29 protein-coding genes and 1 pseudogene are annotated in these 24,296 nt (G+C 66.1%); 17 read left to right on the top strand and 13 right to left on the bottom strand.

The window, feature by feature from the left end; translation table 11 throughout:
• Positions 1 to 167: 167 nt before the first annotated feature.
• From ACQR50_RS13285 to dnaK, 4 genes are all read right to left on the bottom strand, one after another.
• Positions 168 to 680 (bottom strand): thioredoxin family protein, encoded by a 513-nt coding sequence (locus ACQR50_RS13285; protein WP_428968679.1) that lies wholly within the window; start codon positions 678 to 680, stop codon positions 168 to 170.
• Positions 681 to 766: 86 nt separating this feature from the next.
• A complete protein-coding gene (locus ACQR50_RS13290) occupies positions 767 to 1,624 on the bottom strand; it encodes a hypothetical protein (RefSeq protein ID WP_428968680.1) in 858 nt (285 codons plus the stop codon).
• 93 nt (positions 1,625 to 1,717) lie between these two features.
• A complete protein-coding gene (gene dnaJ / locus ACQR50_RS13295) occupies positions 1,718 to 2,845 on the bottom strand; it encodes a molecular chaperone DnaJ (protein WP_428968681.1) in 1,128 nt (375 codons plus the stop codon).
• A gap of 177 nt (positions 2,846 to 3,022) precedes the next feature.
• Entirely contained in the window at positions 3,023 to 4,921 is a 1,899-nt protein-coding gene (dnaK, locus tag ACQR50_RS13300; RefSeq protein ID WP_428968682.1) for a molecular chaperone DnaK, read from the bottom strand.
• Positions 4,922 to 5,100: 179 nt separating this feature from the next.
• Between dnaK and ACQR50_RS13305 the strand changes: the two genes are divergently transcribed.
• The 4 genes from ACQR50_RS13305 to ACQR50_RS13320 all read left to right on the top strand — a co-directional run bounded on the left by ACQR50_RS13305 (position 5,101) and on the right by ACQR50_RS13320 (position 9,823).
• A complete protein-coding gene (locus tag ACQR50_RS13305; RefSeq protein WP_428968683.1) occupies positions 5,101 to 5,547 on the top strand; it encodes a copper chaperone PCu(A)C in 447 nt (148 codons plus the stop codon).
• 230 nt (positions 5,548 to 5,777) lie between these two features.
• Positions 5,778 to 7,871, top strand: a complete 2,094-nt coding sequence (locus tag ACQR50_RS13310; protein WP_428968684.1) for a LamG-like jellyroll fold domain-containing protein — start codon at positions 5,778 to 5,780, stop codon at positions 7,869 to 7,871.
• A gap of 69 nt (positions 7,872 to 7,940) precedes the next feature.
• Positions 7,941 to 8,402, top strand: coding sequence for a vgr related protein (locus tag ACQR50_RS13315; protein WP_428968685.1), 462 nt, complete (start codon positions 7,941 to 7,943; stop codon positions 8,400 to 8,402).
• Positions 8,403 to 8,692: 290 nt separating this feature from the next.
• Positions 8,693 to 9,823, top strand: coding sequence for a flagellin (locus tag ACQR50_RS13320; RefSeq protein ID WP_428968686.1), 1,131 nt, complete (start codon positions 8,693 to 8,695; stop codon positions 9,821 to 9,823).
• A gap of 55 nt (positions 9,824 to 9,878) precedes the next feature.
• Here ACQR50_RS13320 and grpE read toward each other — a convergent pair whose 3' ends face one another.
• Positions 9,879 to 10,424 carry a nucleotide exchange factor GrpE gene (gene grpE, locus ACQR50_RS13325; RefSeq protein ID WP_056433430.1) on the bottom strand — a complete coding sequence of 182 codons (546 nt, stop codon included), beginning with the start codon at positions 10,422 to 10,424 and terminating at the stop codon, positions 9,879 to 9,881.
• Positions 10,425 to 10,436: 12 nt separating this feature from the next.
• A complete protein-coding gene (gene hrcA / locus ACQR50_RS13330; RefSeq protein ID WP_056433433.1) occupies positions 10,437 to 11,477 on the bottom strand; it encodes a heat-inducible transcriptional repressor HrcA in 1,041 nt (346 codons plus the stop codon).
• A 293-nt stretch (positions 11,478 to 11,770) separates the two neighbouring features.
• On the opposite strand from hrcA, the gene rph reads away from it, so the two are divergent.
• Positions 11,771 to 12,487, top strand: coding sequence for a ribonuclease PH (gene rph / locus ACQR50_RS13335; protein ID WP_056433287.1), 717 nt, complete (start codon positions 11,771 to 11,773; stop codon positions 12,485 to 12,487).
• Positions 12,484 to 13,110 carry an RdgB/HAM1 family non-canonical purine NTP pyrophosphatase gene (gene rdgB, locus ACQR50_RS13340; RefSeq protein WP_056433290.1) on the top strand — a complete coding sequence of 209 codons (627 nt, stop codon included), beginning with the start codon at positions 12,484 to 12,486 and terminating at the stop codon, positions 13,108 to 13,110. Before rph ends, rdgB begins: the two co-directional genes overlap by 4 nt.
• A gap of 41 nt (positions 13,111 to 13,151) precedes the next feature.
• On the opposite strand, the gene ACQR50_RS13345 is transcribed toward rdgB, so the two are convergent.
• Complete coding sequence (locus ACQR50_RS13345; RefSeq protein WP_056433293.1) at positions 13,152 to 13,538, bottom strand: hypothetical protein; 387 nt, start codon at positions 13,536 to 13,538, stop codon at positions 13,152 to 13,154.
• A 33-nt stretch (positions 13,539 to 13,571) separates the two neighbouring features.
• Positions 13,572 to 14,192, bottom strand: a complete 621-nt coding sequence (locus ACQR50_RS13350) for a CAP domain-containing protein (RefSeq protein ID WP_428968687.1) — start codon at positions 14,190 to 14,192, stop codon at positions 13,572 to 13,574.
• Here ACQR50_RS13350 and hemW point away from each other — a divergent pair.
• Complete coding sequence (gene hemW, locus ACQR50_RS13355; protein ID WP_428968688.1) at positions 14,191 to 15,354, top strand: radical SAM family heme chaperone HemW; 1,164 nt, start codon at positions 14,191 to 14,193, stop codon at positions 15,352 to 15,354. The two genes, ACQR50_RS13350 and hemW, sit on opposite strands and share 2 nt — an antisense overlap.
• 6 nt (positions 15,355 to 15,360) lie before the next feature.
• Here the strand turns inward: hemW and cutA are convergent.
• A pseudogene (gene cutA, locus ACQR50_RS13360) lies at positions 15,361 to 15,673 on the bottom strand (divalent-cation tolerance protein CutA).
• Positions 15,670 to 16,905, bottom strand: a complete 1,236-nt coding sequence (locus ACQR50_RS13365; protein ID WP_428968689.1) for a penicillin-binding protein activator — start codon at positions 16,903 to 16,905, stop codon at positions 15,670 to 15,672. The pseudogene cutA and the gene ACQR50_RS13365 overlap by 4 nt, the downstream one beginning before the upstream one ends.
• Between ACQR50_RS13365 and rsmI the strand changes: the two genes are divergently transcribed.
• From rsmI to gmk, 7 genes are all read left to right on the top strand, one after another.
• Positions 16,904 to 17,773, top strand: coding sequence for a 16S rRNA (cytidine(1402)-2'-O)-methyltransferase (rsmI, locus tag ACQR50_RS13370; protein ID WP_428968690.1), 870 nt, complete (start codon positions 16,904 to 16,906; stop codon positions 17,771 to 17,773). The two genes, ACQR50_RS13365 and rsmI, sit on opposite strands and share 2 nt — an antisense overlap.
• A 59-nt stretch (positions 17,774 to 17,832) precedes the next feature.
• A complete protein-coding gene (locus ACQR50_RS13375) occupies positions 17,833 to 18,189 on the top strand; it encodes an STAS/SEC14 domain-containing protein (RefSeq protein ID WP_428968691.1) in 357 nt (118 codons plus the stop codon).
• A 39-nt stretch (positions 18,190 to 18,228) separates the two neighbouring features.
• Complete coding sequence (locus ACQR50_RS13380; protein WP_428968692.1) at positions 18,229 to 18,606, top strand: YraN family protein; 378 nt, start codon at positions 18,229 to 18,231, stop codon at positions 18,604 to 18,606.
• Positions 18,607 to 18,663: 57 nt separating this feature from the next.
• Complete coding sequence (gene gshB / locus ACQR50_RS13385) at positions 18,664 to 19,626, top strand: glutathione synthase (RefSeq protein WP_428968693.1); 963 nt, start codon at positions 18,664 to 18,666, stop codon at positions 19,624 to 19,626.
• 198 nt (positions 19,627 to 19,824) lie between these two features.
• Entirely contained in the window at positions 19,825 to 20,034 is a 210-nt protein-coding gene (locus tag ACQR50_RS13390) for a hypothetical protein (protein ID WP_428968694.1), read from the top strand.
• Positions 20,031 to 20,240: a hypothetical protein gene (locus tag ACQR50_RS13395; RefSeq protein WP_056433316.1), complete on the top strand. Its 210-nt coding sequence runs from the start codon at positions 20,031 to 20,033 to the stop codon at positions 20,238 to 20,240. Before ACQR50_RS13390 ends, ACQR50_RS13395 begins: the two co-directional genes overlap by 4 nt.
• A gap of 81 nt (positions 20,241 to 20,321) precedes the next feature.
• Positions 20,322 to 20,981, top strand: coding sequence for a guanylate kinase (gmk, locus tag ACQR50_RS13400; RefSeq protein ID WP_172839685.1), 660 nt, complete (start codon positions 20,322 to 20,324; stop codon positions 20,979 to 20,981).
• Between the two features lie 147 nt (positions 20,982 to 21,128).
• Here gmk and ACQR50_RS13405 read toward each other — a convergent pair whose 3' ends face one another.
• From ACQR50_RS13405 to ACQR50_RS13415, 3 genes are read right to left on the bottom strand one after another with little or no spacing between them, the layout of a single operon-like run.
• Entirely contained in the window at positions 21,129 to 21,812 is a 684-nt protein-coding gene (locus ACQR50_RS13405; protein ID WP_428968695.1) for an ATP12 family chaperone protein, read from the bottom strand.
• Positions 21,809 to 22,024 (bottom strand): hypothetical protein, encoded by a 216-nt coding sequence (locus tag ACQR50_RS13410; protein ID WP_056433321.1) that lies wholly within the window; start codon positions 22,022 to 22,024, stop codon positions 21,809 to 21,811. The genes ACQR50_RS13405 and ACQR50_RS13410 overlap by 4 nt, the downstream gene beginning before the upstream one ends.
• The gene (locus ACQR50_RS13415) at positions 22,021 to 22,686 is read right to left on the bottom strand and encodes an HAD-IA family hydrolase (RefSeq protein WP_428968696.1); all 666 of its coding nucleotides are present in this window, start codon (positions 22,684 to 22,686) and stop codon (positions 22,021 to 22,023) included. Before ACQR50_RS13415 ends, ACQR50_RS13410 begins: the two co-directional genes overlap by 4 nt.
• A 166-nt stretch (positions 22,687 to 22,852) precedes the next feature.
• On the opposite strand from ACQR50_RS13415, the gene ACQR50_RS13420 reads away from it, so the two are divergent.
• The 3 genes from ACQR50_RS13420 to ACQR50_RS13430 all read left to right on the top strand — a co-directional run bounded on the left by ACQR50_RS13420 (position 22,853) and on the right by ACQR50_RS13430 (position 24,269).
• A complete protein-coding gene (locus tag ACQR50_RS13420; protein ID WP_056433325.1) occupies positions 22,853 to 23,242 on the top strand; it encodes a glycine zipper 2TM domain-containing protein in 390 nt (129 codons plus the stop codon).
• A 125-nt stretch (positions 23,243 to 23,367) separates the two neighbouring features.
• Positions 23,368 to 23,703, top strand: coding sequence for a PadR family transcriptional regulator (locus ACQR50_RS13425; RefSeq protein WP_428968697.1), 336 nt, complete (start codon positions 23,368 to 23,370; stop codon positions 23,701 to 23,703).
• Entirely contained in the window at positions 23,700 to 24,269 is a 570-nt protein-coding gene (locus ACQR50_RS13430; RefSeq protein ID WP_428968698.1) for an HAAS signaling domain-containing protein, read from the top strand. Before ACQR50_RS13425 ends, ACQR50_RS13430 begins: the two co-directional genes overlap by 4 nt.
• Positions 24,270 to 24,296 lie beyond the last annotated feature (27 nt).

Consider the following 24,296-nt stretch of genomic DNA (forward strand, 5'->3'; position numbering starts at 1 on the left):
CCCATTGGCGCGGTAAATGCCGATAGGTACTCCCCTCCCCCATCCCCTCCCGCCTGCGGGAGGGGAGTAGCTTGGGGAAATGCGGCCCCTCTTTCCTCTCCCCTCCCGCAAGCGGGAGGGGCTGGGGGAGGGAACACCGTCAGCCGGAAATCAACCGGCCTATGGGTCTATCCCACCCAACCCGCCAGCCAGTCCGCCACCGCCTGCGGCGTCATCGCCCGCGCATCGGCCAGCGCGGTCTCGCGTCCGGCATTGACCAGCCTGTTGGTCTTGGGATCGACGATCAGCACGGCGGGCACGCCCTGAAGCCGCCCCTTGATCCCATAGGACGCCGGGATATCCATATTCTGGTCGAAGCGGCCGACATCGACCGTCACCACCTCGAAATGCTTCGCGACGAAGGGACGCATCTGCGGCGTTTCCATCACCCCCGCCAGCAACCGGCAGTCCAGGCACCAGTTGCCGCCCAGATCGATCAGCACCCGCTTATGCGCCTTCGCCGCTCGCACCCGCGCTGCCGCGATCGCCGCCTTGGCATCACCCGCGTGATAGGGCAGCGGCAGCGGCTTGGGCAGCGCCTCGAAACTGGCGATCCCGACGCGCGGGGCCGATACCGGCGCGGCGGCGGGGAGCAGCGCACATGCGGCGAGCAGGGGCAAGGCGGCTTTCCACGGCGACATGACAATCTCCCTCATTCAACGCGCCATTGGAGCGCGCCCGTCGCCGCAATGCAATATGACTTTGCTTGGGGGCGGTGCCGTGTCGGCTATACCCCCCGTTCGGGGATCAGGGTCGGGACGTCATGGGCCGCCAGAACCCAGCGATAAAAGGCCTCTATCAGATAGACCCGCAGGGTCGTCGGCTCGATGCTGAGCTTTTTCACCCCCTCGAGGCATTCGGGCGAGTTGACGATGATCGCCTGCTCCAATCCCCGAACGAGATCGCTGCCCTGTTGTGCATGAAACAGCCGCGTGGTCAGGACGGGCTGGGTCTGCACCAGACAGGCTGCTACAACGAAGCCGGACAGTTCGGGATTCTGTCGATAGCGATTGTGCTGCGTCTCGATCTTGCGGAACCGTGCGCGGACCGCGGGGTCGAAGGTCTGCGAGGCGTCCAGCGCAACGTCAGGCATAAATTGACGCAATGTTCGCTCGATCAGGATACCACGGTCTAGAAAATTGGTCCCAATCAAAGCCGGGTTCAAAGGCGGACTGTCACCTGGCGGCGGATAACAACCCCAGTTCGTCGAGATGACCATGCCCTGTGCATATTGCGTGCCGGTGAAATTCGGAGGCCCTTCCACCGCCTTGCGCAACCATTCGCGGCTGGCTTTGGCAAAAGCACATGTCAGGAACATATCAGCGCGTTCGTAGGCGATATTGACCTGCGTATTGTCGACGGGCGCCCAACGGACATTGACGGGCAGTTTATCACGCGGAAGACTAAGCGCCTTGACGATGATCTCGTCAGACGAACCGCCGTCAGGCAAAACGCTTTGTTCAACCTTGCGCGACTTCGCGTCTTGCGCCGACACAGGACCAGCGAGGATCACACCCAGGGCGATCAAACATCCGAATAGCTGACGCATCGCAAGACCTTCTCCCAAAAGCCGCGACACAATCATGACTCTGATGATAGTCACGAGTCAATGCGGCCGGAGCAAATACACGCTCCGGCCTTTGACGTTCATTATCAGGAAAAGAAAACAAAAATCGGCTTATTCGCCCGCAAAGACACTCTTCAGCTTGGCGAAAAAGCCCTGACTTTCAGGACATTCGTCGCCTGTTTCCGTTTCACGGAACAGTTCGAGCAATTCGCGCTGGCGGGTGGAGAGCTTGGTCGGCGTTTCGACTTCGATCTGGATGACCAGATCTCCGGTGCCGCGCCCTTGCAGCACGGGCATGCCCGCCCCGCGCTGGCGGAGTTGCTTGCCCGACTGGATGCCCGCCGGGATCTTGATTTCATGGCTACGGCCGTCGAGGCCGGGAATGGACAGCGAGCCGCCCAGCGCCGCCGTGGTGAAGCTGATCGGCGCACGCGCGAACAGGGTCGTGCCCTCGCGCTCGAAAAGGGCGTGCCGCTTGACGTGAAGGAAGATGTAGAGGTCACCCGCCGGGGCCCCGCGCGCGCCCGCCTCGCCTTCGCCGGTCAGCCGGATGCGGGTGCCTTCATCGACGCCCGCCGGGATGTTGACGACCAGCGTCTTGGTCTTTTCGACGCGCCCGTCGCCGCGACAATCGGGGCAGGGATCGGCGATGATCTGGCCTGCGCCCTGACAGACCGGGCAGGTCCGCTCGACCACGAAGAAGCCCTGCTGCGCGCGGACCTTGCCGTGGCCGCCACACTGCTGACAGGTCTTGGCGCTGGTCCCGGCCTTGGCGCCCGTGCCGTCACAGGTGTCGCACGCCGCCGAGACATCGACCGTGATCTCGGTCTGCTTGCCGTGGAACGCCTCTTCGAGGGAGATTTCCATGTCGTAGCGCAGGTCCGCGCCGCGACGCGGCTGTTGCCGCCCGCCGCCGCGTCCGCCGCCCATGAACTCGCCGAAGACGCTTTCGAAAATGTCGGAAAAGGCGCCGAAATCCTGCGCGCCGCCGCCACCGCCGCCCATGCCCTGCTGGAACGCGGCATGGCCATAGCGATCGTACGCCGCCCGCTTCTGGGGGTCCTTCAGACAGTCATAGGCTTCGCTGATCGCCTTGAACTTGGCCTCGGAGTCCTTGCAGCCCGCATTGCGGTCCGGATGGTATTGCATGGCCAGCTTGCGGTAGCGCGACTTGATCGTCGCATCGTCCGCCGTGCGCTCGCATTCGAGCAGTTCATAATAGTCGATCGTCGTGCTCATGCCCGGTCTCGCCCCTGCGCTGGTGGATGGTGCGGCCGCCGACCGTGCCGTCAGGCCGGACGGAGCGACCGCCCAAGCGCTTCGCCACTTCATGCCCCGACAAATCGGTCGGGGCGGTATTCGCAAATTCTGGACCGAAGGCCCGGCCCCACCGACAGGGGGACCGGGCCGACCGTCTTACTTGGTGTCGTCGACTTCCGAGAATTCGGCGTCGACCACATCGTCCTGCTTGGCCTGACCGGCATCAGCGGCGGGCGAAGCCTCGCCCTGCTGCTGCTTTTCGTAGATGGCCTGGCCCATCTTCATCGCGACCTGAGCGAGGGCCTGCGCCTTCTCGTTCATGGTGTCGGGATTGCCACCCTCGACCGCCGTCTTGGTCTCGGCGATGGCCGCCTCGATTTCCGACTTCAACGACGCGTCGATCTTGTCGCCATTGTCGGCCAGCTGACGCTCGGTGGTGTGGATCAGCGACTCGGCGTTGTTCTTCGCCTCGGCCTCGGCACGACGCTTCTTGTCCTCCTCGGCGAACTTTTCCGCGTCACGGACCATCTGGTCGATGTCGTTGTCCGACAGACCGCCCGACGCCTGGATGCGGATCTGCTGCTCCTTGCCGGTGCCCTTGTCCTTGGCCGAGACATTGACGATGCCGTTCGCGTCGATGTCGAACGTGACCTCGATCTGCGGCACGCCGCGCGGCGCAGGGGGAATGCCGACCAGATCGAACTGGCCCAGCATCTTGTTGTCCTGCGCCATTTCGCGCTCGCCCTGGAAGACCCGGATCGTCACCGCGTTCTGGTTGTCGTCGGCGGTCGAATAGACCTGGCTCTTCTTGGTCGGGATCGTCGTGTTGCGGTCGATCATCTTTGTCATGATGCCGCCCAGCGTCTCGATACCCAGCGACAGCGGGGTCACGTCGAGCAGCAGCACGTCCTTGACGTCGCCCTGCAGCACGCCCGCCTGGATCGCCGCCCCCATGGCGACGACTTCGTCGGGGTTCACGCCGGTGTGCGGGTCCTTGCCGAAGAAGTTCTTCACGACCTCACGGACGCGCGGCATGCGGGTCATGCCGCCCACCAGCACCACGTCGGCGATCTCGTCGGCCTTCATGCCCGCATCGGCCAGCGCCTTCTTGCAGGGCTCCAGCGTGCGCTGGATGAGGTCCTCGACCAGACGCTCCAGATCGGCGCGGGTGATCGACTTGACCAGGTGCTTCGGGCCGTTCTGGTCGGCGGTGATGAAGGGCAGGTTGACCTCGGTCGACTGGGCCGAAGACAGCTCGATCTTCGCCTTTTCGGCCGCTTCCTTCAGACGCTGGAGCGCCAGCTTGTCTTTGGTGAGGTCGATGCCCTCGTCCTTCTGGAAGCCCGACGCCAGGAAATCGACGATCTTATTGTCGAAGTCCTCGCCGCCCAGGAAGGTGTCGCCGTTGGTGGCCTTCACCTCGAACACGCCGTCGCCGATCTCGAGGATCGAGATGTCGAAGGTGCCGCCGCCAAGGTCATAGACCGCGATCGTCTTGCCGTCCTGCTTCTCCAGGCCATAGGCCAGAGCAGCCGCCGTCGGCTCGTTGATGATACGCAGCACTTCGAGGCCGGCGATCTGGCCGGCGTCCTTGGTCGCCTGGCGCTGGGCGTCGTTGAAATAGGCCGGAACCGTGATGACCGCCTGGGTCACCGTCTCGCCGAGGTACGATTCGGCGGTTTCCTTCATCTTCTGCAACGTGAAGGCCGAGATCTGCGACGGGCTGTAATCCTTGCCGCCTGCATTCACCCACGCATCGCCGTTCGGACCGCGCGCGATCGCGTACGGGACCAGCTCGGTGTCCTTCTTGGTGACGGGATCGTCATAGCGACGGCCGATCAGGCGCTTCACCGCGAAGATGGTGTTGTCGGGGTTGGTCACCGCCTGGCGCTTGGCAGGCTGGCCGATCAGGCGCTCGCCATCCTTGGCGAAGGCGACGATCGACGGCGTGGTGCGCGCGCCTTCCGCGTTTTCGATAACCTTGGGCTTGCCGCCCTCCATGACAGCGACACAGCTGTTGGTGGTGCCGAGGTCGATGCCGATCACTTTTGCCATAAGTCTCTAAATGCCCCTCAAGAACATAGTCTGGAAGTTCGATGCCGGGGCCGTCCGGTCCCGAAAGCGGCAACCGAAAACCCCGTTCACGAAGGCGGATATAGGTGGGCGATCCGTTGCCGCAAGATTGGATGGAACCTAGTGTCGCCTCGGGATTTGCCGAAACGGGAGGGTTTGTCATGCGTCGCGCCATTTTTCTGGGCCTCTGGGCCATCGCAGGGGCGGTGGGACTGGGGGCGCTGGGCGGATGTTCGACCAAGGCCGAGCTTTATGCCGAGGAAGGCTGGGTCCGCCTGGCCGCCGTGCCGGGGCGCCCCGCAGCGGCCTATTTCATCGTGCATGGCGGCCCGAAGCCACTGAACCTGATCGGCGTCAGCAGCGACGTCGCGATCACCAGCGAGATGCACGAGGGCGGCATGGCGATGAAGAAGGTCGATTCCGTGCCTATCCCTGCCGGGGCCACCATCGCCTTCGAACCAGGCGGGCGGCATGTGATGCTTTACGACATGAACCAGGGCGTCAAGCCGGGACGCATCCTGTCGCTGCTCTTGACCTTTTCGGACGGCACCCGCCTGCGCCAGGGCGCGCGAGTGATCGCGGCGGGTGACCCTGCCCCGGGGCAATAACGGTTTTCGAACGCCAATCGACATTCGCGATGCCTCCTTCCCTCTGCGAGGGGCGAGGGAAGGTGCGATTTGGAAGCAGGAACATAGCTGCCGAATAGATGAAAACAGGACGCGCGCTTTTTTTCACGTCAGACCAAAATCGGTAATAATTCGGTCCCTCATGTGTCAAAGTCGCGCCATACAGCGCCTCCCGCTTGCTCGATGGAGCAAAAAGTGGGGTAATTTTGACCATGTCCGATACGACCGAAACCCAGTTTGCCTTGCGGCGGATCGCCGACCGGCGGCAGTTGCTGCGCGGGGCGGCGGGTCTGTCGATGCTGCCGCTGACGGGGGCGCTGGCGGCGTGCGACGACGATGCGATGCTGAACGCCAAGCCGACGACCGCCACGGGAACGGCCGCCAGCACGGCCGCCGCCACGCCGGTCGGCACCACCAGCTTCTCGATCGCGGTGCTGCCCGACACCCAATTCTATTCGCGCTACGCGACCGTCGACGAGAACCGGCAGTTCCAGCGCAAATATGGCTCGGAGCCGTTCGCGGCACAGACCCAATGGATCGTCGACAACGCCCAGACCTATGCGATCCCCTTCGTCATTCATCTGGGCGACGTGGTGGATCAGGTGCGCAAGCCTGCGCAATGGGCGGTGGCCGATGCCGCGATGAAGCGACTGGAGACGGCGCCCATCCCCTATTCGATCCTGGCGGGCAATCACGACGTCCTGTACGATGTCGATTACCACGTCCCCGCCGACCAGCAGGCAGGCACCGACAGCCAGCGCACCTTGTCGTCCGAGCCCTATCTGACCTGGTTCCCGACCTCACGCGCGCAGAACCAGTCGACCTTCCGCGAGCGCGACCGCACCGGCTTCCACGAATATCACATCTTCGAGATGTACGGCGTGAAGTTCATGGTGCTGTCGCTGTCCTGGCGCATTTCGGACGCAGGGATTTTGTGGGCGCGGGACGCGATCCGTCGCAACCCGACCCTGCCGGTGATCCTGGCCAACCACCAGTTGCTCAACATCGACAAGGACGGCAAAAGCCCGTTGGAGACCGATTACGGCCTGATGGTGTGGAACACCCTGATCCGCGACAACGACCAGATCTTCATGACGCTGAACGGCCATCACCATGGTGCCGCGCTGCTGACCAAGACCAACGACTTCGGCAATCCGGTCCATGAGATGGTCGTCGATTACCAGATGGCCTATCAGGGCGGCAACGCGCTGATGCGGCTCTACGAGATCGACTTCTCGGCCAACAAGATCGACGTCATGAGTTTCTCGCCCTGGGTCGTGCAGAAGCCCAAGGAAACGCTGAACCAGTTCGACCGCGCGGTGCTGGAGGATGCGAACAACCGCTTCACCATCAGCATCGACTTCAAGAAGCGCTTCGCCCGCTTCCTGCCGAACTTCGCCTATACCGAGATGACGGCGGGCGTGCCGATCCTGCCGCGCGTTCGTACCGCGCTGCTGTCGGGCTATACCGAGCCCGCCGCCCCGGCCGAGGTGCTGCCGCGCGATGCTGACGACTATCCCAAGATCGCCGAAACCGCCGCGCACTGGCGCGTGGCCAGCGGCATCGTCGACGGCAGGATCGTCCAGGTCGGCGAGACGCTGCCCGATGTGACGGGCCGCAACCCGATGACGCGCGTACCGCTGTCGGGCCCGGCAATGGTCGAGGACGTGGTCTGGTCGACCGACCGCCACCGCCTGTCCTCCGCACCGGGCAGCGTCCGCTTCCGCAACACCGACAAGGTGACCGCGCGCAGCAGCGCCTTCGCGACCGCCACCAATGCGCCGATCAACGCGGCGACCTTCGGCGCAGGCTATACGGTCGAGGCGTTCATCAAGATCGACGCGAACTGGACGGTGACCAACCACCGTTGGGGCAACATCCTGACCCGCAACGGCAATCGCGGCAAGCTGCCGGGCTTTGCGGGCGGCGACAGGGAAGCGCCGCCGATCCTGTTCGCGATCTCGTCGCTGCGCGAAGTCCAGTGGGAGGTCGTGCCCGCCTCGAACACCGCTTATCCGCAGGCCAACTGGTCGGGCGAGGTGATGGTCGATACCTGGTATCACATCGCGATCGTCAACGATCCGGTGGCGAACGAGACGATCCTCTATGTCGATGGCGCGCCCGTACTGCGCAACAGCGCAGGTCAGGTCGGCATTGCGACGCTTGCCGCCGACATGCCCTGGGTGCTGGGCGCCGCCTGGTGGGACGGCGCGCGCAAGGACGGCTATTTCGGCCATATCGGCGAGGTCCGTATCGTCGCCAGGCCGCTGGCCAACACCCAGTGGCTGACCGCCCGGCGGAGCTGATGAACGGGGGCGGGCCGTGAAACCGGCCCGCCCCTTTCCTACCCACGCCATGCGCCCCATCTGGGCGCCATGACCAAGCGCCCCCTCACCCCGGCGGAAGAAACGCTGGCCCGATCCGTCTTCGGCGATGCGATCGACTATACGCAGGTTCGCCTGTCGCCGACCAAATGGGCGTTCTTCCAGCCGCGCGACACGGTGATGGCACCGACGGGCTGCATCCATTTCCACCCCGAGGGCGATCTGTGGCGCGAGGATTTCGGTGCCTGTCCGCTGCACGAGCAGGGGCTGTTCATCCATGAGATGGTGCATATCTGGCAGCATCAGCGGGGCATATTCCTGCCGCTGAAACGCCACCCCTTTTGCCGCTATAGCTATTGCCTGAAGCCGGGGCAGCGCTTCGATCGCTATGGACTGGAGCAGCAGGCGGAAATCGTCCGCCATGCCTTTCTGCTGAAGCGCGGCGCGGTGGTCGCGGGGGCGCCGCCGCTGGCGCAGTATCGGACCTTGGTGCCGTTTCGGGGGGCAGACTGAGGGGGGTTTCGCTTGGGGTGAATGCCCTCCCCCATCCCCTCCCGCCTGCGGGAGGGGAGCGATACTGGGTGGGCTTCGGGACCAACGTCGCGGCGGCGTATGCTATCGCCCCGGGCACGCCCCTCCCGCAGGCGGGAGGGGATGGGGGAGGGAAAGTCCCGAACCCCGAAAATCTCACGGCCACCCGCTAATATCCGGGAAAAGCCCGGATTGTTCGATCATGGTTAATTTCGTCAACCATCTTTTTCGCGCGCGGGGCCTCCCGCGCTCGTCAGGGGATGGGAGTTACCATGACGGTCATCAACACCAACGGGGCCGCGCTTCGAGCGATGGCGGCCACGCAGCGCGCCAATACCGATCTCGCCCAGTCCATGGCGCGGTTATCCTCGGGCCAGCGGATCAATTCGGCCAAGGACGATGCGGCGGGGCTGGCGATCAGCAGTTCCATGACGGCGCAGATCCGCGGCATGACGCAGGGCATCCGCAACGCCATGGACGGCGTCTCGCTGGTCCAGACCGCCGACGGTGCGCTGACCGAAGTGTCCAACATGCTGCAACGCGTGCGTGAACTGGCGGTGCAGGCGGGATCCGGCACCTACAGCATGAGCGACCGCGCGGCGCTCCAACTGGAGGTCGCCGCGCGGTCGACGCAGATCGACCAGACGCTTCGCAATGCCTCGTTCAACGGGGTGGCGTTGTTCAATGCGAATGCACCGGTTTATGATAATAACGGACAGCTGATGGATGCCAGCGTCAAGCTGAACGTACAGGCCGGACCGAATATTACGGACACAATTCCGGTCAAGATTCCGCCGATCCCTATCGAATATCGGCATGACACCATAGATGGCTATTGGTCCTCACGATATCAGGCGCCCCTTACGCCACCACAGGCCTACAACGTCGTGACAAACGGGGTGACGCCGCATCTGGTGACCTTCAACGATTATATGGCACGGGGAAAGATTGCTGGTGCAGATATCAATCGTGAAGATATTGGCCGTATCGTTTATCAACAGCCTGGCGATCAGTGGTACGATCGAAACGGTTCGACATATAGTACTGGCTACACATATGAAGAATATGTACAGCGGACCCACTTCTCGCTAACCGACGAACTTAACGTCACGAACCGCTATCGCACCGATAATACGCTGAAGCGCGTCGACGATTTGTTGACGACCGTAGCGAACGCGCAAGGGCAGCTCGGCGCGACGGCCAATCGACTGCAATCGGCGGTAAACACCCTGACCAGCGGCACCACCAACCTGTCGGAAGCCCGCTCGCGGATCGCCGATACCGATTATTCCGAAGAGTCGGTGAAGCTCGCCCGCGCGCAAATCCTCGCCCAGGCTTCGACCGCGATGCTCGCCCAGGCCAATCAGAGCCAGAAGGATGTGCTGAAGCTGCTCGGCCAATAACGAAAAAGGGCGGCCCCGAAGGACCGCCCTTTCCTCATCCGTCCGGAAAGCCCGATCAGTCGGGCTTCTTCGCCACCGCGACCAGCGCGGGGCGCAGCAGGCGGTCCTTGATCATATAGCCCGACTGCATCTCCTGCACGATCGTGCCCGGCTCCTGGTCGGAGGGCATTTCGATCATCGCCTGATGCTTGTTGGGGTCGAGCGGCTGGCCCATCGCCTCGATCTTGGTGATGCCGTGACGGCCGAGCACGCTGTCCAGTTCGCGGCCGGTGGCGTCCAGGCCGGTCACCAGCCCCTTCCACTTGTCGTCGGTGCGCAGGTCGGCCGGAATCGCCTGAAGCGCGCGCTGGAGATTGTCGGCGACCGACAGGACGTCGCGCGCGAACGCGGTCGCGGCATAGTTGCGCGCGTCGACCGCTTCCTTCTCGGCACGACGGCGGACATTCTGGTTCTCGGCCTGGGCGTAGAGATATTGCTGCTTGGCCTCGGCCAGCTGGTTCTCCAGCTCGGCGACGCGGTCCTGCACGGCCACTTCGGGCGCGGCCTCGGCCGTCTCTTCGCGCAGGTCGTTCTGGGTCTCGTTGGTCGTGTTATCGCTCATCATAATCCCTGTTCAGCCCATCATCCGGGCGAGCGTTGCCGCCGTGAAATCCACCATGGGCACGACGCGGGCATAGTTCAACCGCGTGGGCCCGATTACGCCGACCACACCGACCACTTGGCCGTCCAGTCCACGAAAAGGCCGGGCGATCACCGAAGACCCCGACAGCGCGAACAACTTGTTCTCCGCGCCGATGAAGATACGCGTCGAATCCCCGGCGCGCGCCGAATCGAGCAGGCTGGCGATTTCCTGCTTGCCCTCCAGATCGTCAAGCAGGTCGCGGACCCGCTCCAGATCGGCGGCGGCGGCGGCATCGATCAACCGCCCCTGCCCGCGCACGATCAGGATCGGACGCCGCGCGCCATCCTCGCTCCAGACGATCAGCCCCTGTTCGACGAGCGCCCGCGCCGCCCCGTCCAGCGCCGCGCGCCCCGCCGCCAGTTCGCGCTCCAGCCGATCGCGCGCCTGGCCCAGGGTGAGGCCCGCCAGCGTGGCGGACAGGTAATTCCCTGCCTCGACCAACGCCGACGGCGTCATGCCGGCGGGCAGTTCCAGCACGCGGTTCTCGACCGCGCCATCCTCCGCGACCAGCACGGCCAATGCCTGGGTCGGCGACAACGGCACGAAGCCGATCGAGCGCAGCTTCATCTCGCGCTTGGGCACCATGACCAGGCCCGCACAGGCCGACAGCCCCGACAGCACTGCCGTCGTCGCCGCCAGCGCCTCCTCGACCGGGCCGGAGCGGGCGGCGCGCGCCTCGATCGCGGCGCGTTCCTCGATGCTGGGCTCCATGGCGTGCATCATGCCGTCGACGAACAGCCGCAAACCGATATCGGTCGGCATCCGCCCCGCGCTGGTATGCGGTGCCGCCAGCAATCCGCGCTCCTCCAATTCCTGAAGGACGTTGCGGATCGAGGCGGGCGACAGGTTGATCCCGGACAGCGCGATCGTCTTCGACCCCACGGGCTGGCCGCTCGTCAAATAGCTGTCGACCACCACGCGAAAAATATCGCGCGCCCGGTCGGTCAACTCGGTGATCGGTGGGGTGACCATGACGCGAATGTAGGCATCGCCCCGCACCGGCTCAAGCGATCGGGAGACCTCTCTTCTTCTCCGCGTCCTCTGCGCCTCTGCGCGCAAAAGGGAGATCGATCACGCGAAGCCGCGAAGGCGCGAAGATTTCCAGTTCGCTCTTCGCGGCGTCGCGGCTTCGCGTGAACCATTTTGTTGCGCAGAGGCGCAGAGGACGCAGAGAAGAAGGGGAGTGTCTTCCGATCGCCGCCGTCCTCTCTGGCGCTAGGCGCGGGGGCCGGTTAGGGCTGTCTTCAAGGAACAAGGAGAAGACTATGCGCCCGTCCGGCCGGATGCCCGACCAGATGCGTCCCATCACCATCGAGCCGAATTTCACCCGCCACGCCGAAGGTTCGGTGCTGATCGGGTTCGGCGATACCAAGGTGCTCGTCACCGCCAGCGTCGAAGAGCGCGTGCCCCCCTTCCTGCGCGGCAAGGGCGAAGGCTGGGTCACCGCCGAGTACGGCATGCTCCCCCGCGCCACCCATACGCGCGGCAGCCGAGAGGCGGCCAAGGGCAAGCAATCGGGCCGCACCCAGGAAATCCAGCGGCTGATCGGCCGTTCCCTGCGCGCCGTCTGCGACCTGAAGGCGCTGGGCGAGCGGCAGATCACCATCGACTGCGACGTGATCCAGGCCGATGGCGGCACCCGCACCGCCGCCATTTCGGGCGCCTGGGTCGCGCTGCGCATGGCGGTCAACAAGCTGATGGCCGAGGGCAAGCTGGCCAGCGATCCGATCCGTAACAAGGTCGCCGCCGTCTCCTGCGGCATCCATCAGGGCACGCCCGTCCTCGACCTCGACTATATCGAGGATTCGAACGCCGATGCCGACGCCAATTTCGTGCTGATCGAGAACGGCCACATCGCCGAGGTTCAGGCGACCGCCGAGCACGCCACCTACGACGAAGAGGCGCTGCTGCGTCTGCTCCGCCTGGCGCGCATGGGCTGCACCGAGATTTTCGCGGCGCAGGACCGGGCGATCCGCGCATGAGCGGCGAAGGAAACGGCCGTCAGGCGATCCGCAAGCTGACGCCGGGCAAGCTGGTCCTGGCCAGCCACAACAAGGGCAAGATCGTGGAATTCCGCGAACTCCTCGCGCCCTATGGCATGGAGGTCATCGCGGCCGGTGACCTGGATCTGCCAGAGCCCGAGGAAACCGGCACGACCTTCGTCGCCAATGCCGAGCTGAAGGCGCTCGCCGCCGCCGACCTGTCGGGCCTGCCCGCGCTGTCGGACGACAGCGGCTTGTGCGTCGAGGCGCTGGGCGGCGATCCCGGGCTGTTCTCGGCGCGCTGGGCCGGGCCGGAAAAGGACTTCGGCATGGCGATGCGTGCGGTCGAGGATCGGCTAAACGAGGAACCGGACATGAGCCGCGCCGCGCATTTCGTCTGCGCGCTGGCGGTCGGCTGGCCCGACGGCCATGTCGAATGGTTCGAGGGCCGCGTCGACGGCACGATCGTCTGGCCGCCGCGCGGGGACAAGGGCCATGGCTATGACCCGATCTTCCAGCCGATCGGCGGCACCGAAACCTTCGCCGAGATGGACCAGGACGAAAAGAACCGCATCAGCCACCGCGCCGACGCGTTCGGCCAGCTGGTGAAGGCGGTGTTCTGACCGTTTATTCCTCCCCAAGCACAGCTTGGGGAGGAATGCGCTTATCCCTTCGCCAGCCGCTTCTGATTGGCCGTCACCGTCCGGTGCACGGGTGCCATCGCCTGGACCGGCATCGACGCGCCGATCAGCATCGCGCGCGCCATCGACTCCCAGGCATGCAGCATCCCGCCCTGCGGATTGTGCCGGGACAGTTTCGACAGGGCCGCCTGATCGCGGTTCCAGACCTTCGCCGACTGGTCGAAGGCCTTGACCTTCTCGCTGACCATCAGCGTCATTTCCGCTGCCGAGGACGTGCCCGTCGCCATCGCCCCCATGCGCGAGGCCATGACGCTCTGCGCGCTCAGCATCGCCTCGCCCGCCATCACCGCGAATCGGGCCGGTGCGGTCCAGAAGGTGATCCACGCCATCGGATCATAAGGGTTCGCCATCGCGTCAGTACCTTCCCGTCATGCCCGGCCGAGTCAGAAGGCTCGCTCGCCAAAGACGTTGCCGGTCGGGCTATAGCGGCAAACGAGGAAATCGTCGCGCGCATTGCTCGCCATCGCGCAACCGACCGCCGTGGAACGGGCCCAGACGATCTGGCTATAATGGCCGACATCGCCGAACTGGCCCGTGCGGCTGGACTGCGGCACGGGCAGGTTCACGAAATTGCGCCGCTCGGCCAGCCAATGGCCCATCATCTCGTCATAGCGATAGGCGCCGCGCGTGCCGGTCCACAGATTTTCACCCTGCCGCGTCGGTCCCTGCGGCTGTTCGGCATGCTGGAACCGGCCGGTCCGCGCCAGTTCCTGCGCATAGGCCAGCGCGCTCGCCGCCAGTCCCTCGTCCCACGCCAGCGGCGGCAGGCCCATATCCGCCCGCGCGGTCCGGTGGCCGTCGAGCATCGCCTGACGCAGCAAACCTGCCCCGCGCGACGCTGGTGCGTCCGAGGTCCGCTGCTCGACGACGCGGGGCGGCGGCCGTTCCATCCCGCCGGTCTGCGAAGGGATCACCGGTCCACAAGCCGCCAGCAGCAGCACGGCGGGGACGAAAGATAAGAGATGGCGAAGCGTGCGCATCGCCGCCATATCGTCGCACATCATGTCCTTCGCAATATCGCCCGCACCCAGTCCGCTCGCGCTCTACGTCCATTGGCCCTTCTGCGTCTCCAAATGTCCCTATTGCGACTTCAACAGCCATGTCCGCGAGTCGGTGGACCAGGCGGCCTGGGCCAAGGCGCTGCTCGCGGACCTGGCGCATGAAGCGGCCATGCTGCCGGAGCGGCGGCTGACCTCGATCTTTTTCGGCGGCGGCACGCCCTCGCTGATGCCGCCCGCCACGGTTGCTGCGATCCTGAACGCGGCCGAGCGCCATTGGGGCTTTGCCGACGGGATCGAGATCACGCTGGAGGCCAACCCCTCTTCGGTCGAGGCGGCGCGCTTCGCCGACCTCGCCGCCGCCGGGGTCAATCGCGCCTCGCTGGGCGTGCAGGCGCTGGATGACGAGGCGCTGCACTTCCTGGGCCGCGCGCACGGCGTGGACGAGGCGCTGCGCGCGCTCCAGACCGCGCAGGAGCAGTTCGGTCGGGTCAGCTTCGACCTGATCTACGCCCGCCCCGGCCAGCCGCTGGAGGATTGGGAAGCCGAGCTGACCCGCGCCATCGGCTTTGGCACCGCGCATCTGTCGCTCTACCAGCTGACCATCGAGCCGGGCACGCGCTTCCACACCGAGGCGGCCGCCGGGCGGCTGGTCATTCCGGACGGCGATGCCGCCGCCGACCTGTTCGAGACGACGCGCGCGATCACCACCGCCGCAGGCCTGCCCGCCTATGAGACCTCCAACCACGCCCGGATCGGCGCGGAGAGCCGCCATAACCTGACCTATTGGCGATACGGCGATTATGCCGGGATCGGCCCCGGCGCGCATGGCCGCCGCGAAGGCGTCGCCACCGCCCGCCGCAAGAAGCCGGAAAACTGGATGGGCGCCGTCGACCGCAACGGCCACGGCATCGAGCTGGAGGAAACCCTCCCCCCGACCACCCGCGCGACCGAGGCCCTGGTCATGGGCTTGCGTCTGGCCGAGGGCGTCGACCTGTCCCGCGTCACCGCGCTGGCCGAAGGGCGCGAGATGGTGAATCACGCCGCCATAGGCACCCTGACCCAACAGGGTCTGGTCCGGCTGGACGGCGAACGGTTGATCGTCACCGAAGCGGGGGCGCTCCTGCTCGACGCGATCCTGCGGGAAGTCGTGCTGACAGAGGACTGATTCGCCTCAGCCAACCGACCGGCGCACCCATGTCAGATAGCGCGGCGACGCGTCGGTGATCGGCAGCGCCACGATCTCCGGCACGTCATAGCTGTGCAGCGCCTCGATCGTCTCGCACAGTTGGGCGAAGCGGCTGTGCATCGTCTTGATGTGCAGCATCGCCTCCGGCTCATGCTGGACCATCCCAGTGATACCAGCTTTCGACCGGCGTCATCTGGACGCACGCGGCCTGTCTTTGTTCGATCAGCGCGTGCGCGATCCCCGACGCTTCGTCGCGGCTGCCGACCGCGCACAAGACGACGATGGCAGCGTCGCTCACCCTCCGAACCCGGCTGGCGCGGGGCTGACGGTCACGGCGGTGCCGTCGCGCAGTTCCTGCACCTCCAGCGCGCGTTCGGCCACGCCGTCGCGGCCGAAGCGGAAGGCGCCGTCGATTCCGGCAAAGCCGTCCGCTGCGCGCAGCCGCGTCTCGGGGAAGGGCGCGTTCATCTTCCAGTCGCGCGCGATCCGCACGGTCAGCAGGACCGCATCATACCCCAGGCTCGACAGGCGATAGGGCGCGGCGCGGAAGCGGGCGCGGTACTTGGTCGCATATTGGCGGTAGAGCGTGTTGGAAACGCTGGCGAACCACGCGCCGTTCAATCCAGCCCGCGAAGCGATACCCGATTCGGAATTCCACAATTCGGTGCCCAGCAGCCGCGTATTCGCGCCCGATCCGCGCTTCAGGATCGGCGCCGCCGCCGCCGCCGTGGCGCCGCCATCGGCGATCAGCACGGCGTCATATGGGGCCTTGGCGTTCAGTCGCTGCGCCGCCGCGCCGATGCCGCCCGCGACCCGGCCATAGGGCTGGAGCGAGACGACCTGCCCCCCTGCCCCTTCGACCGCGCGCAGAAAGGCGGTGGAGGCGCGTTCGCCATACAGGCCGTTGGGCACCAGCCCCGCAAAGGTCGTCACGCCGCGCCCGCGCGCATAGGTGACGACCCGGTCGATCGACTGGGCGGGCGTATAGCCCATCAGATACGTGCCGTTCCCGGCCACGCCCACGTCGTTGGAAAAGCTGATGACCGGCACCCGCGCGGCGCGTGCCACCGGGCCGACGGCCCGGACATCCTCGGACAAGAGCGGCCCCAGGATCAGCTGCGCGCCCTCGGCAATCGCCTTCTGCGCCGCCGCGGCTGCACCGGTCGTGGTGTCGTAATTGGTGATGCGGATCGTGTCGGCCTGTGCGTCGAGCAGCGCCATCATCGTCGCATTGGCGATCGACTGGCCGACCCCGGCATTGCTGCCCGACAAGGGCACCAGCAGCGCGATGCGATGGCGCGCGGTGTCGCGCGGCAGCCCCGCCTCCGGCTCGGTCGAGGGGCGCGGCGTGGTCGGCACCGGCCGCGTTTCGGGCTGGTCGACGGGGCCGCGCGGCACGATCGTCTGACAGGCGGCCAGCGCCAGCGTCGTCGCCAACGCGACCGCGCGGCCGATCCGCCCGGCACCATAGGAACGGAAGCGGCCCCGAATGACGGCCCCCGGTTGTACGAACAGCCCTGCCTCTGTCATGACGATCCCCGTGACCCAAACCGAAAACACTCTCGAACCCGGCCTGTACATCGTCGCGACCCCCATCGGCAATCTCGGCGATCTGTCCCCGCGTGCGGCCAACATTCTGACAAACGCCGATATCATCGCGGTCGAGGACAGTCGCGTGACGGCCGGGCTGCTCCGCCATATCGGGGTGAAGCGGCCCATGCAGCCCTATCACGACCACAATGCCGAGCATGTCCGCCCCGGCCTGATCGCGCGCATGGCGACTCAGGCGGTGGCGCTGGTGTCCGACGCCGGGACACCCCTGATCTCGGACCCCGGCTACAAGCTGGTGCGTGACGCGCGCGCGGCGGGCCATGCGGTGGTGACGATCCCCGGCCCCTGCGCCGCGATCGCCGCGCTGACGCTGGCCGGGCTGCCGACCGATCGCTTCCTGTTCGCGGGCTTCCTGCCGCCCAAGGAAAAGGCGCGGGCCGACGCCATTGCCGAGATCGCCGGCATTCGCGCGACGTTGGTCCTCTACGAATCGGGGCCGCGCCTGGCGGCGACGCTGACCGCGCTGGCCCAGGGACTGGGCGACCGCGAGGCGGCGGTGACGCGCGAGATCACCAAGAAGTTCGAGGAGGCGGTGACCGGCACCCTCTCCACCCTGGCCGCGCGCTATGCCGAGGGTGGGCCGAGGGGCGAGATCGCGATCGTCGTCGCGCCGCCCGGCGAAGCCCCGCCCGCCACCGAACAGGATGCCGACGCCGCGCTGGCCGAAGCGCTCACCCGCCTGCCCGTCGGCCGTGCGGCGAGCGAGGTCGCCAAGGCGCTGAGGCTCGACCGCAAGACACTCTATGCCCGCGCACTGACAATGAAAGACGGCGATTCAAGCGATTAGGAGGCTGCATTAGCGATTCCGCAAGGATCGGCGGCGCAGAGAGGAAGCCGGGGACCGCCATGTACGCCTTTCAGTTTCGCCGCGACATCAACCTGCTGGATATTCAATGGACCGGGCATTTCACGCCCGAGGTCGCGAACCGCTATGCCCAGGAACTGGTCGAGGCGTTCCGGCGCAGCGGCTTCCGCCCCGGCTATCGCCTGCGCATCGACATGTCGGCGATCAACGTCCAGCCGAAGGACGCGATCATGACGGTCCATGAGGCGCTGCGGGACTTCCCCCGCGCCAGCCGGATCGCGATGATCAACGGCAGCGCGATCGGGCGGCAACAGATCCGTCGGCTGATGACCCAGCCCTATTTGCGCGTCTTCGATCCCGCCGAGGACAGTCTGGCCTGGCTGACCGCGCCGGAGTAACCGCTCGCCCGCGCCGCTATCCTTGGATAGCATGGGTCCATGCCGCTACCCTCCGCCCGCCCCCGCCGTGATCGCCGTGCCGCCGAAGAAACGGGCCGTCGCGGCGAGCGGCTGGCTGCCTGGTGGCTGCGGCTGAAGGGCTGGACGATTCTCGACCGCCGCGTCCGCACGCCTGCGGGCGAGGTCGATCTGGTCGCGCGGCGCGGGTCGCTGGTGGCCTTTGTCGAGGTGAAGACGCGCAAGACCGCCGCCGAACTGGATTTCGCGATCGACGCGCGGCGGCTGGCACGGGTGGCCGCCGCCGCCGAGGTGCTGATGGCGACCTATGCCGGGCCGGGTGACGACATCCGGGTCGACGTCATCCTGCTCGCACCCGGCACGCGGCCACGTCACATCGAAAACGCATGGTGTGGGTGACAGGCGCGCGGGCAGCGATTACCTCCCGTCCGCAACACCCCAAGGAAGGAAGCCCCCATGTCCCAGCCGCTGACCGTCGCCGTCCAGATGGACCCGATGGACCAGATCAATGTCGCGGGGGACTCGACCTTCGCGCTGATGCTGTCGGCCCAGGCCCGCGGGCATCAGCTGTTCCACTATGACGCGGGCGATCTCAACTGGTTGGATGGGCATCTTTGGACCAAGGCGCATCCCGTCACCGTGCAGCGCGTCGCGGGCGACCATTACAGCTTCGGCGAGCCGGTCAAACTCGATCTGGGCGACGAGGCCGATGTCGTGCTGATGCGGCAGGATCCGCCCTTCGACCTGGGCTATATCACCGCCACGCATCTGCTGGAGCGGGTCGCGGAGAAGACGCTGGTCGTGAACAATCCGCGCAGCGTGCGCAACGCGCCGGAAAAGGTCTTCGTTCTCGATTATCCGCAGTTCATGCCGCCGACGCTCGTCACCCGTTCGCTGGACGAGGCGCGGGCATTCCTGGCGCAGCATGGCGAGATCGTGATCAAGCCGCTGCACGGCAATGGCGGCAAGGCGATCTTCAAGGTCGGGCGCGACGGCGCGAACCTGTCCGCGCTGATCGAGGTGTTCAACACCGCGTACCGCGAACCGCATATGGTGCAGGCCTTCCTTCCGGCCGTGGCCAAGGGCGACAAGCGCATCGTCCTGATCGACGGCGAGGTCGCGGGCGCGATCAACCGCCTGCCAGGCGAGGGTGAAATCCGTTCCAACCTGGCGGTCGGCGGTTCGGCGCAGAAGACCGAATTGACGGAGCGCGAGCGCGAAATCTGCGCGGTGCTCGGGCCGGAACTGAAACGGCGCGGGCTGCTGTTCGTCGGCATCGACGTGATCGGCGGCGAATGGCTGACCGAGATCAACGTCACCTCGCCGACGGGCATCGTCGCGATCGAGGCGTTCGACGGGACGGATGTCGCGGGCCTGATCTGGGACGCGATCGAAGCGAAGGTCGCAGGTAGGGGCTGAACTTCATCCTCCCCGGCACGGGGAGGTGGCAGGCCGCAGGCCTGACGGAGGGGGCGTGCCGCGAGGGACTACCATGCGGCGATCCCCCTCCACCATGCTGCGCATGGTCCCCCTCCCCGTGCCGGGGAGGATTTGCCCCCCAAGGAACCCATCCCCCTCCCATGCTTTGTTCGCCTCGAGCAACGAAGGGCATAGGCAATGGGTGCAACGACCATCGGCGCCATGGTGGGCGCCGCCATCGACGGCATGTCGGGTGACGACGGCGTCGCGGACGGCGCGATCGTCGGCGCAGTCACCGCCAATGTCCTGAAAGTCGTGCTGCCGCTCGCCATCACCTATGCGGTGGGCTGGGCGGTGCTGCGCGGCGTGGGTGAGATCAAGGACCGGGTTTTCGGAGAAGCAGCATGATCGGACGTATTATCGGCGCGCTCGTCGGGCGTGAAATTGGTCGCCGCGAAGGCAATGACGGCTTCAAGGGCGCGGCCCTGGGCGCGCTGGCCGTCGGCGGCATGCGCCGTCTGGGTCCGCTCGGCCTGCTGCTCGGCGGCGGTTATGCGGCCAAGAAGGCCTATGACCGTCGCAAGGCGGGCAAGGCGGTGGGCAACCGCTACTGAGCGACGCTCGAAGGCCACAGCGATACCGCAGCGCGTCAAGCATCTCTTGACGCGCTGCAACCGCGTGCGTCAAAGGCGGATATGCCCAACTCGCCCGCCCATCTCGACGATCCCCACAAGCTGAAGCGCCGCGGCATGTTGTTCGTGCTGTCCTCGCCCTCGGGCGCGGGCAAGTCGACGATCGCGCGCAAGCTGCTTGCCGACGACGATGGCCTGCAGATGTCGGTGTCGGCTACGACGCGCGGCATCCGGCCGGGCGAAGAGGACGGCCGGGACTATCACTTTGTCGATCTCGAGGAATTTCGCCGCATGGTGGCGAATGACGAGTTCCTCGAATGGGCGCATGTCTTCGACAATCGTTACGGCACGCCGCGCGCGCAGGTCGAGGCGATGTTGGCGGCCGGCAAGGACGTGCTGTTCGACATCGACTGGCAGGGCGCGCAGCAGCTGTTCCAGATCGCGGGCGGCGACGTGGTCCGTGTGTTCATCTTCCCCCCCTCGATGGAGGAACTCCGCCAGCGACTCGAGCGCCGCGCGACCGATTCGGTCGAGGTGATCGACGCCCGCATGGCCCGCGCGACCAACGAGGTCAGCCACTGGGACGGCTATGACTATGTCCTGGTCAATGACGATGTGGAGCAGTGTTTCCAGGGGGTGAAGACCATCCTCCAGGCCGAACGGCTGAAGCGCTCGCGCCAGACGGGGTTGATCGGGTTCATCCGGAAGCTGACGACGAAGTAAGCGCTCGGGCGGCCTTTCGAGCGTGCACTTCGATTTCGCTCAATGCGAGCGGGGTGCGGGCAACCGTACCGGGTCGGCTTCCCAAACTCTCCCACCCACGTTCAGGCTGAGTCTGGTCGAAGCCCACGCCCCGCGCTGCAAGCAGGCTTAGCCCAGCGCCTTCAAGAACCGCACCGCCGCGTCGAACTCGCGCCGCTTGGCCTCGCGCGCCTCGACGGCGAGGTAATCCTCGCCCCATTGCTCCGCCTGGAAATCCTCGTCGACATGCGCGGCGGTCCAGATCGTGTCGGCATCCGCCGCATCCTCCAGCAAAGCCAGCGCCAGCACCAACGACCCCGTGATCGTCACCACCGGCGACAGCGCGGCCAGACGGAACGGATCGAGCGCCGCCACAGCCTGCGCCAGTCGTTCGACCGTCGCGGAAGGTTGCGGCCGGTGCATGATCCCTGTCACCAGCGTGAAATGCACGTCATAGCGGTCGCGCGCCCAGTCGAGCAGCGGGTTCCACACCGCATCCTGCCGCGCCACCAGTTCGGGCGGCGAGTCGGCGCGGTAACAAAGCAGGTCGCTCTCCGCATAGCGTGCCAGCCCGTCCACAAAGGGCGCCGGGTCCGTGCCGATCCGATCAATCGCCGCATTGGCAAGACCCGTCAGCGGCATGGCGCGCGGATCGACCGTTTCCTCGACACTGCGCCACTCGCCCGCGACCGCCTCGGCCAGCGCGGGCGTCGGCAGCGCCAGCGGCACCCGCCCCGGCGTGCGCACCGGCCGGTCGTCGAGCCGCACCACCTGCTCGGCATCGACCGAGACGTCCTTCCAGAACCGCTTCATTCGCCCCCGCTCCGCCAGCGATGCGCCAGACCGGCGGGCACGATCGCAATCATCGCCAGCGCCGAAAGGATGATGGCGACACCCAGCGCCTTGTGCGGCCACGCCACCCCGCGCGAGGCGAGCACCACGCCGAACAGCGCCCCCGCCACGCCGATCAGGCGCACCCCCATGATGATGAACCAGTGCCGCCGCGCGCGCGTATCGCCGCTCATGGCCGCACCAGCAGGGCGGGCAGATCCGCGACCTCTTGCGCCACGACCTCGGCGCCTGCGTTCACCAGTTCTTTCACGTCATGATATCCCCAGGCGACGCCGACCGCGAAGGCGCCCGCCGCCTTGCCCATCGCCATGTCGAAGCTCGTATCGCCGATCATCGCGACATCCTGGGCCGCCACGCCGGTCTCGGCCATGGCGGCGAGCACCATCGACGGGTCGGGCTTGGAGGGATGCCGGTCGGCGGTCTGCAGCGTGACGAAATGATGGGCCAGGCCATGTTCGGCCAATACCCGCTTCAGCCCGCGATCCGACTTGCCCGTCGCCACGCCCATCAGCCAGCCCTCCCCCGCCAGATGGTCGAGCAGGGCGGGGATGCCGTCGAACAGCGGCTCGGGCTCCATCGCGCCCGCCGTACGCAGGCGGAAGAAGGCGTCCTTATAGTCGCTGGCCAACTGGTGGTGCATCGCGTCGGCTTGCTCGGGGGCGAGCACGCGCATCGCCTCGACCAGGCTCAACCCGACGATCCGACGAATCGCAGGGGCGGGCGGCGGGGTGAGGTCCGCCATGGTGAACGCCTCGACGGCGGCGAGACAGATATTAGCCTGGCTATCGACCAGAGTACCGTCACAATCGAACAGGGCAAGGCGCGGGCGCGTCATCGCTCCCTCCTATCGGCAAGCCCGGCGCGGGGGAAGCATGACGTTTCGGATGAACAACAGCTAACAACCGCATTCAGCATTGGAACATGGCGAATCACTCATAAGGGCTTCAACGACGACGGGAATCACCCCGCCGCCGCCGGTTTGAAGATCAAGGGAGATCGTGATGTTCAAGAAGCTTTCGCTCGCTGCCGCCGCCCTTGCCGTCGGCGCCACGGCCATGGTTCCGACCGCCGCTTCGGCGCAGCGTTACTACGACCGTTATGACCGCGCCTATGGCGACGCCTATTCGGACGGTTACAATCGCGGCCCGCGCTATGATCGCGGCTATTACGACCGTGGCGGGTATAATCGCGGCTATTACAATCGTGGCCCGCAGCGCTGCAACAACGGCACCACGGGCACCATCGTCGGCGCGATCGCCGGTGGCCTGCTGGGCCGCACGATCGACACGCGGGGCGACCGTACCCTGGGCACGATCCTGGGTGGTGGCGCGGGTGCGCTGGCCGGTAACGCGATCGAAAAGTCGAACAACCCCGGCTATTGCCGTCGCTAACGGCACGGGGGCCAAAAGCCCCCTCCCCTGACATCAAAGGCCCCGTCGACCCCGGTCGGCGGGGCCTTTCCATTTCGCTTACAATGTGCCTTGCATAGCAAGATAGGTTGCATTATATTTTGCATATGGATATCGGAAGTTGGCAATCGCAGTTGCGTAAAGGGGCGGCAGAACTGGTGCTGCTGTCGGTCCTGACTCGCGGCGAAGCCTATGGCCTGGAAATCCTTGGCCGCATCCGGGCGGGGGGCGATTTGGTCAGCGAGGGCAGTCTGTATCCGCTTCTCGCCCGGCTGGAGAAAGCAGGCCGCATCACCGGCCGTTGGGAATTGCCAACCGAGGGCGGCAACCCGCGCAAATATTACAGCCTCACCCCGGAGGGCGCGGCCCTGGCCGAGGCGATGCGCGTGGCCTGGATCGATTTCCGAACCACCATCACCACCCTAGTCGAGGATCAGCCATGACCGAGCCTGCCCGCCTCATCGCCGATTATGTCCGCCGCCTGCGCTGGTCGTTGCAGGTGATCCCGGCCGAGGATCGCGACGGCCTCGTCCGCGAAATAGAAAGCCATCTAACCGACAGCCTGGCGGCGGGACACGGTTCGCTCGAAGCCGCGATCGCGGCGATGGGACCGCCTCATGCGATGGCCGCGCGCTATATTCAGGAGTTTCGGCTGGCCGGGGCGCTGGGTGACGATCGCCCTGCCCCGCTGATCCACGCGCTGTTGATACGGTCGGGACGCAGCGTGGCGGCGTTCGGCGGGGTGCTGGCCGCCATGCTGCTCTATCTGTTCGCACTGTGCTTCGCGGCTGTCGCGATCGTGAAGCCGCTCTTTCCCAGCCATGTCGGGCTTTGGTCACTGCCGCAAGGATCGGCCTTCGGCATTCTCACCGATCCCCCCGCTGCGCCGGAAATGATGGGACTGTGGATTCTGCCGCTCGCTCTCGCCGGGGCGCTCGCCTGCTACGCACTGGCGACGCTGGTCCTGCGCGGCACGGGGCGGCATGTGTTGCGGATGACCAACCCATAATTTCCTCCCCTTGAAGGGGAGGAAAAG

It is taken from the genome of Sphingomonas sp. Xoc002, from assembly GCF_050408055.1.
Taxonomy (GTDB): Bacteria; Pseudomonadota; Alphaproteobacteria; order Sphingomonadales; family Sphingomonadaceae; genus Sphingomonas; species Sphingomonas yabuuchiae.

Excerpts from the sequence above, each read along its gene's own strand:
- ACQR50_RS13285 (WP_428968679.1), bottom strand. The coding sequence starts at position 680 with ATGTCGCCGTGGAAAGCCGCCTTGCCCCTGCTCGCCGCATGTGCGCTG.
- ACQR50_RS13290 (WP_428968680.1), bottom strand. The coding sequence starts at position 1,624 with ATGATTGTGTCGCGGCTTTTGGGAGAAGGTCTTGCGATGCGTCAGCTA.
- dnaJ (WP_428968681.1), bottom strand. The coding sequence starts at position 2,845 with ATGAGCACGACGATCGACTATTATGAACTGCTCGAATGCGAGCGCACG.
- dnaK (WP_428968682.1), bottom strand. The coding sequence starts at position 4,921 with ATGGCAAAAGTGATCGGCATCGACCTCGGCACCACCAACAGCTGTGTC.
- ACQR50_RS13305 (WP_428968683.1), top strand. The coding sequence starts at position 5,101 with ATGCGTCGCGCCATTTTTCTGGGCCTCTGGGCCATCGCAGGGGCGGTG.
- ACQR50_RS13310 (WP_428968684.1), top strand. The coding sequence starts at position 5,778 with ATGTCCGATACGACCGAAACCCAGTTTGCCTTGCGGCGGATCGCCGAC.
- ACQR50_RS13315 (WP_428968685.1), top strand. The coding sequence starts at position 7,941 with ATGACCAAGCGCCCCCTCACCCCGGCGGAAGAAACGCTGGCCCGATCC.
- ACQR50_RS13320 (WP_428968686.1), top strand. The coding sequence starts at position 8,693 with ATGACGGTCATCAACACCAACGGGGCCGCGCTTCGAGCGATGGCGGCC.
- grpE (WP_056433430.1), bottom strand. The coding sequence starts at position 10,424 with ATGAGCGATAACACGACCAACGAGACCCAGAACGACCTGCGCGAAGAG.
- hrcA (WP_056433433.1), bottom strand. The coding sequence starts at position 11,477 with ATGGTCACCCCACCGATCACCGAGTTGACCGACCGGGCGCGCGATATT.
- rph (WP_056433287.1), top strand. The coding sequence starts at position 11,771 with ATGCGCCCGTCCGGCCGGATGCCCGACCAGATGCGTCCCATCACCATC.
- rdgB (WP_056433290.1), top strand. The coding sequence starts at position 12,484 with ATGAGCGGCGAAGGAAACGGCCGTCAGGCGATCCGCAAGCTGACGCCG.
- ACQR50_RS13345 (WP_056433293.1), bottom strand. The coding sequence starts at position 13,538 with ATGGCGAACCCTTATGATCCGATGGCGTGGATCACCTTCTGGACCGCA.
- hemW (WP_428968688.1), top strand. The coding sequence starts at position 14,191 with ATGTCCTTCGCAATATCGCCCGCACCCAGTCCGCTCGCGCTCTACGTC.
- ACQR50_RS13350 (WP_428968687.1), bottom strand. The coding sequence starts at position 14,192 with ATGATGTGCGACGATATGGCGGCGATGCGCACGCTTCGCCATCTCTTA.
- rsmI (WP_428968690.1), top strand. The coding sequence starts at position 16,904 with ATGACGATCCCCGTGACCCAAACCGAAAACACTCTCGAACCCGGCCTG.
- ACQR50_RS13365 (WP_428968689.1), bottom strand. The coding sequence starts at position 16,905 with ATGACAGAGGCAGGGCTGTTCGTACAACCGGGGGCCGTCATTCGGGGC.
- ACQR50_RS13375 (WP_428968691.1), top strand. The coding sequence starts at position 17,833 with ATGTACGCCTTTCAGTTTCGCCGCGACATCAACCTGCTGGATATTCAA.
- ACQR50_RS13380 (WP_428968692.1), top strand. The coding sequence starts at position 18,229 with ATGCCGCTACCCTCCGCCCGCCCCCGCCGTGATCGCCGTGCCGCCGAA.
- gshB (WP_428968693.1), top strand. The coding sequence starts at position 18,664 with ATGTCCCAGCCGCTGACCGTCGCCGTCCAGATGGACCCGATGGACCAG.
- ACQR50_RS13390 (WP_428968694.1), top strand. The coding sequence starts at position 19,825 with ATGGGTGCAACGACCATCGGCGCCATGGTGGGCGCCGCCATCGACGGC.
- ACQR50_RS13395 (WP_056433316.1), top strand. The coding sequence starts at position 20,031 with ATGATCGGACGTATTATCGGCGCGCTCGTCGGGCGTGAAATTGGTCGC.
- gmk (WP_172839685.1), top strand. The coding sequence starts at position 20,322 with ATGCCCAACTCGCCCGCCCATCTCGACGATCCCCACAAGCTGAAGCGC.
- ACQR50_RS13405 (WP_428968695.1), bottom strand. The coding sequence starts at position 21,812 with ATGAAGCGGTTCTGGAAGGACGTCTCGGTCGATGCCGAGCAGGTGGTG.
- ACQR50_RS13410 (WP_056433321.1), bottom strand. The coding sequence starts at position 22,024 with ATGAGCGGCGATACGCGCGCGCGGCGGCACTGGTTCATCATCATGGGG.
- ACQR50_RS13415 (WP_428968696.1), bottom strand. The coding sequence starts at position 22,686 with ATGACGCGCCCGCGCCTTGCCCTGTTCGATTGTGACGGTACTCTGGTC.
- ACQR50_RS13420 (WP_056433325.1), top strand. The coding sequence starts at position 22,853 with ATGTTCAAGAAGCTTTCGCTCGCTGCCGCCGCCCTTGCCGTCGGCGCC.
- ACQR50_RS13425 (WP_428968697.1), top strand. The coding sequence starts at position 23,368 with ATGGATATCGGAAGTTGGCAATCGCAGTTGCGTAAAGGGGCGGCAGAA.
- ACQR50_RS13430 (WP_428968698.1), top strand. The coding sequence starts at position 23,700 with ATGACCGAGCCTGCCCGCCTCATCGCCGATTATGTCCGCCGCCTGCGC.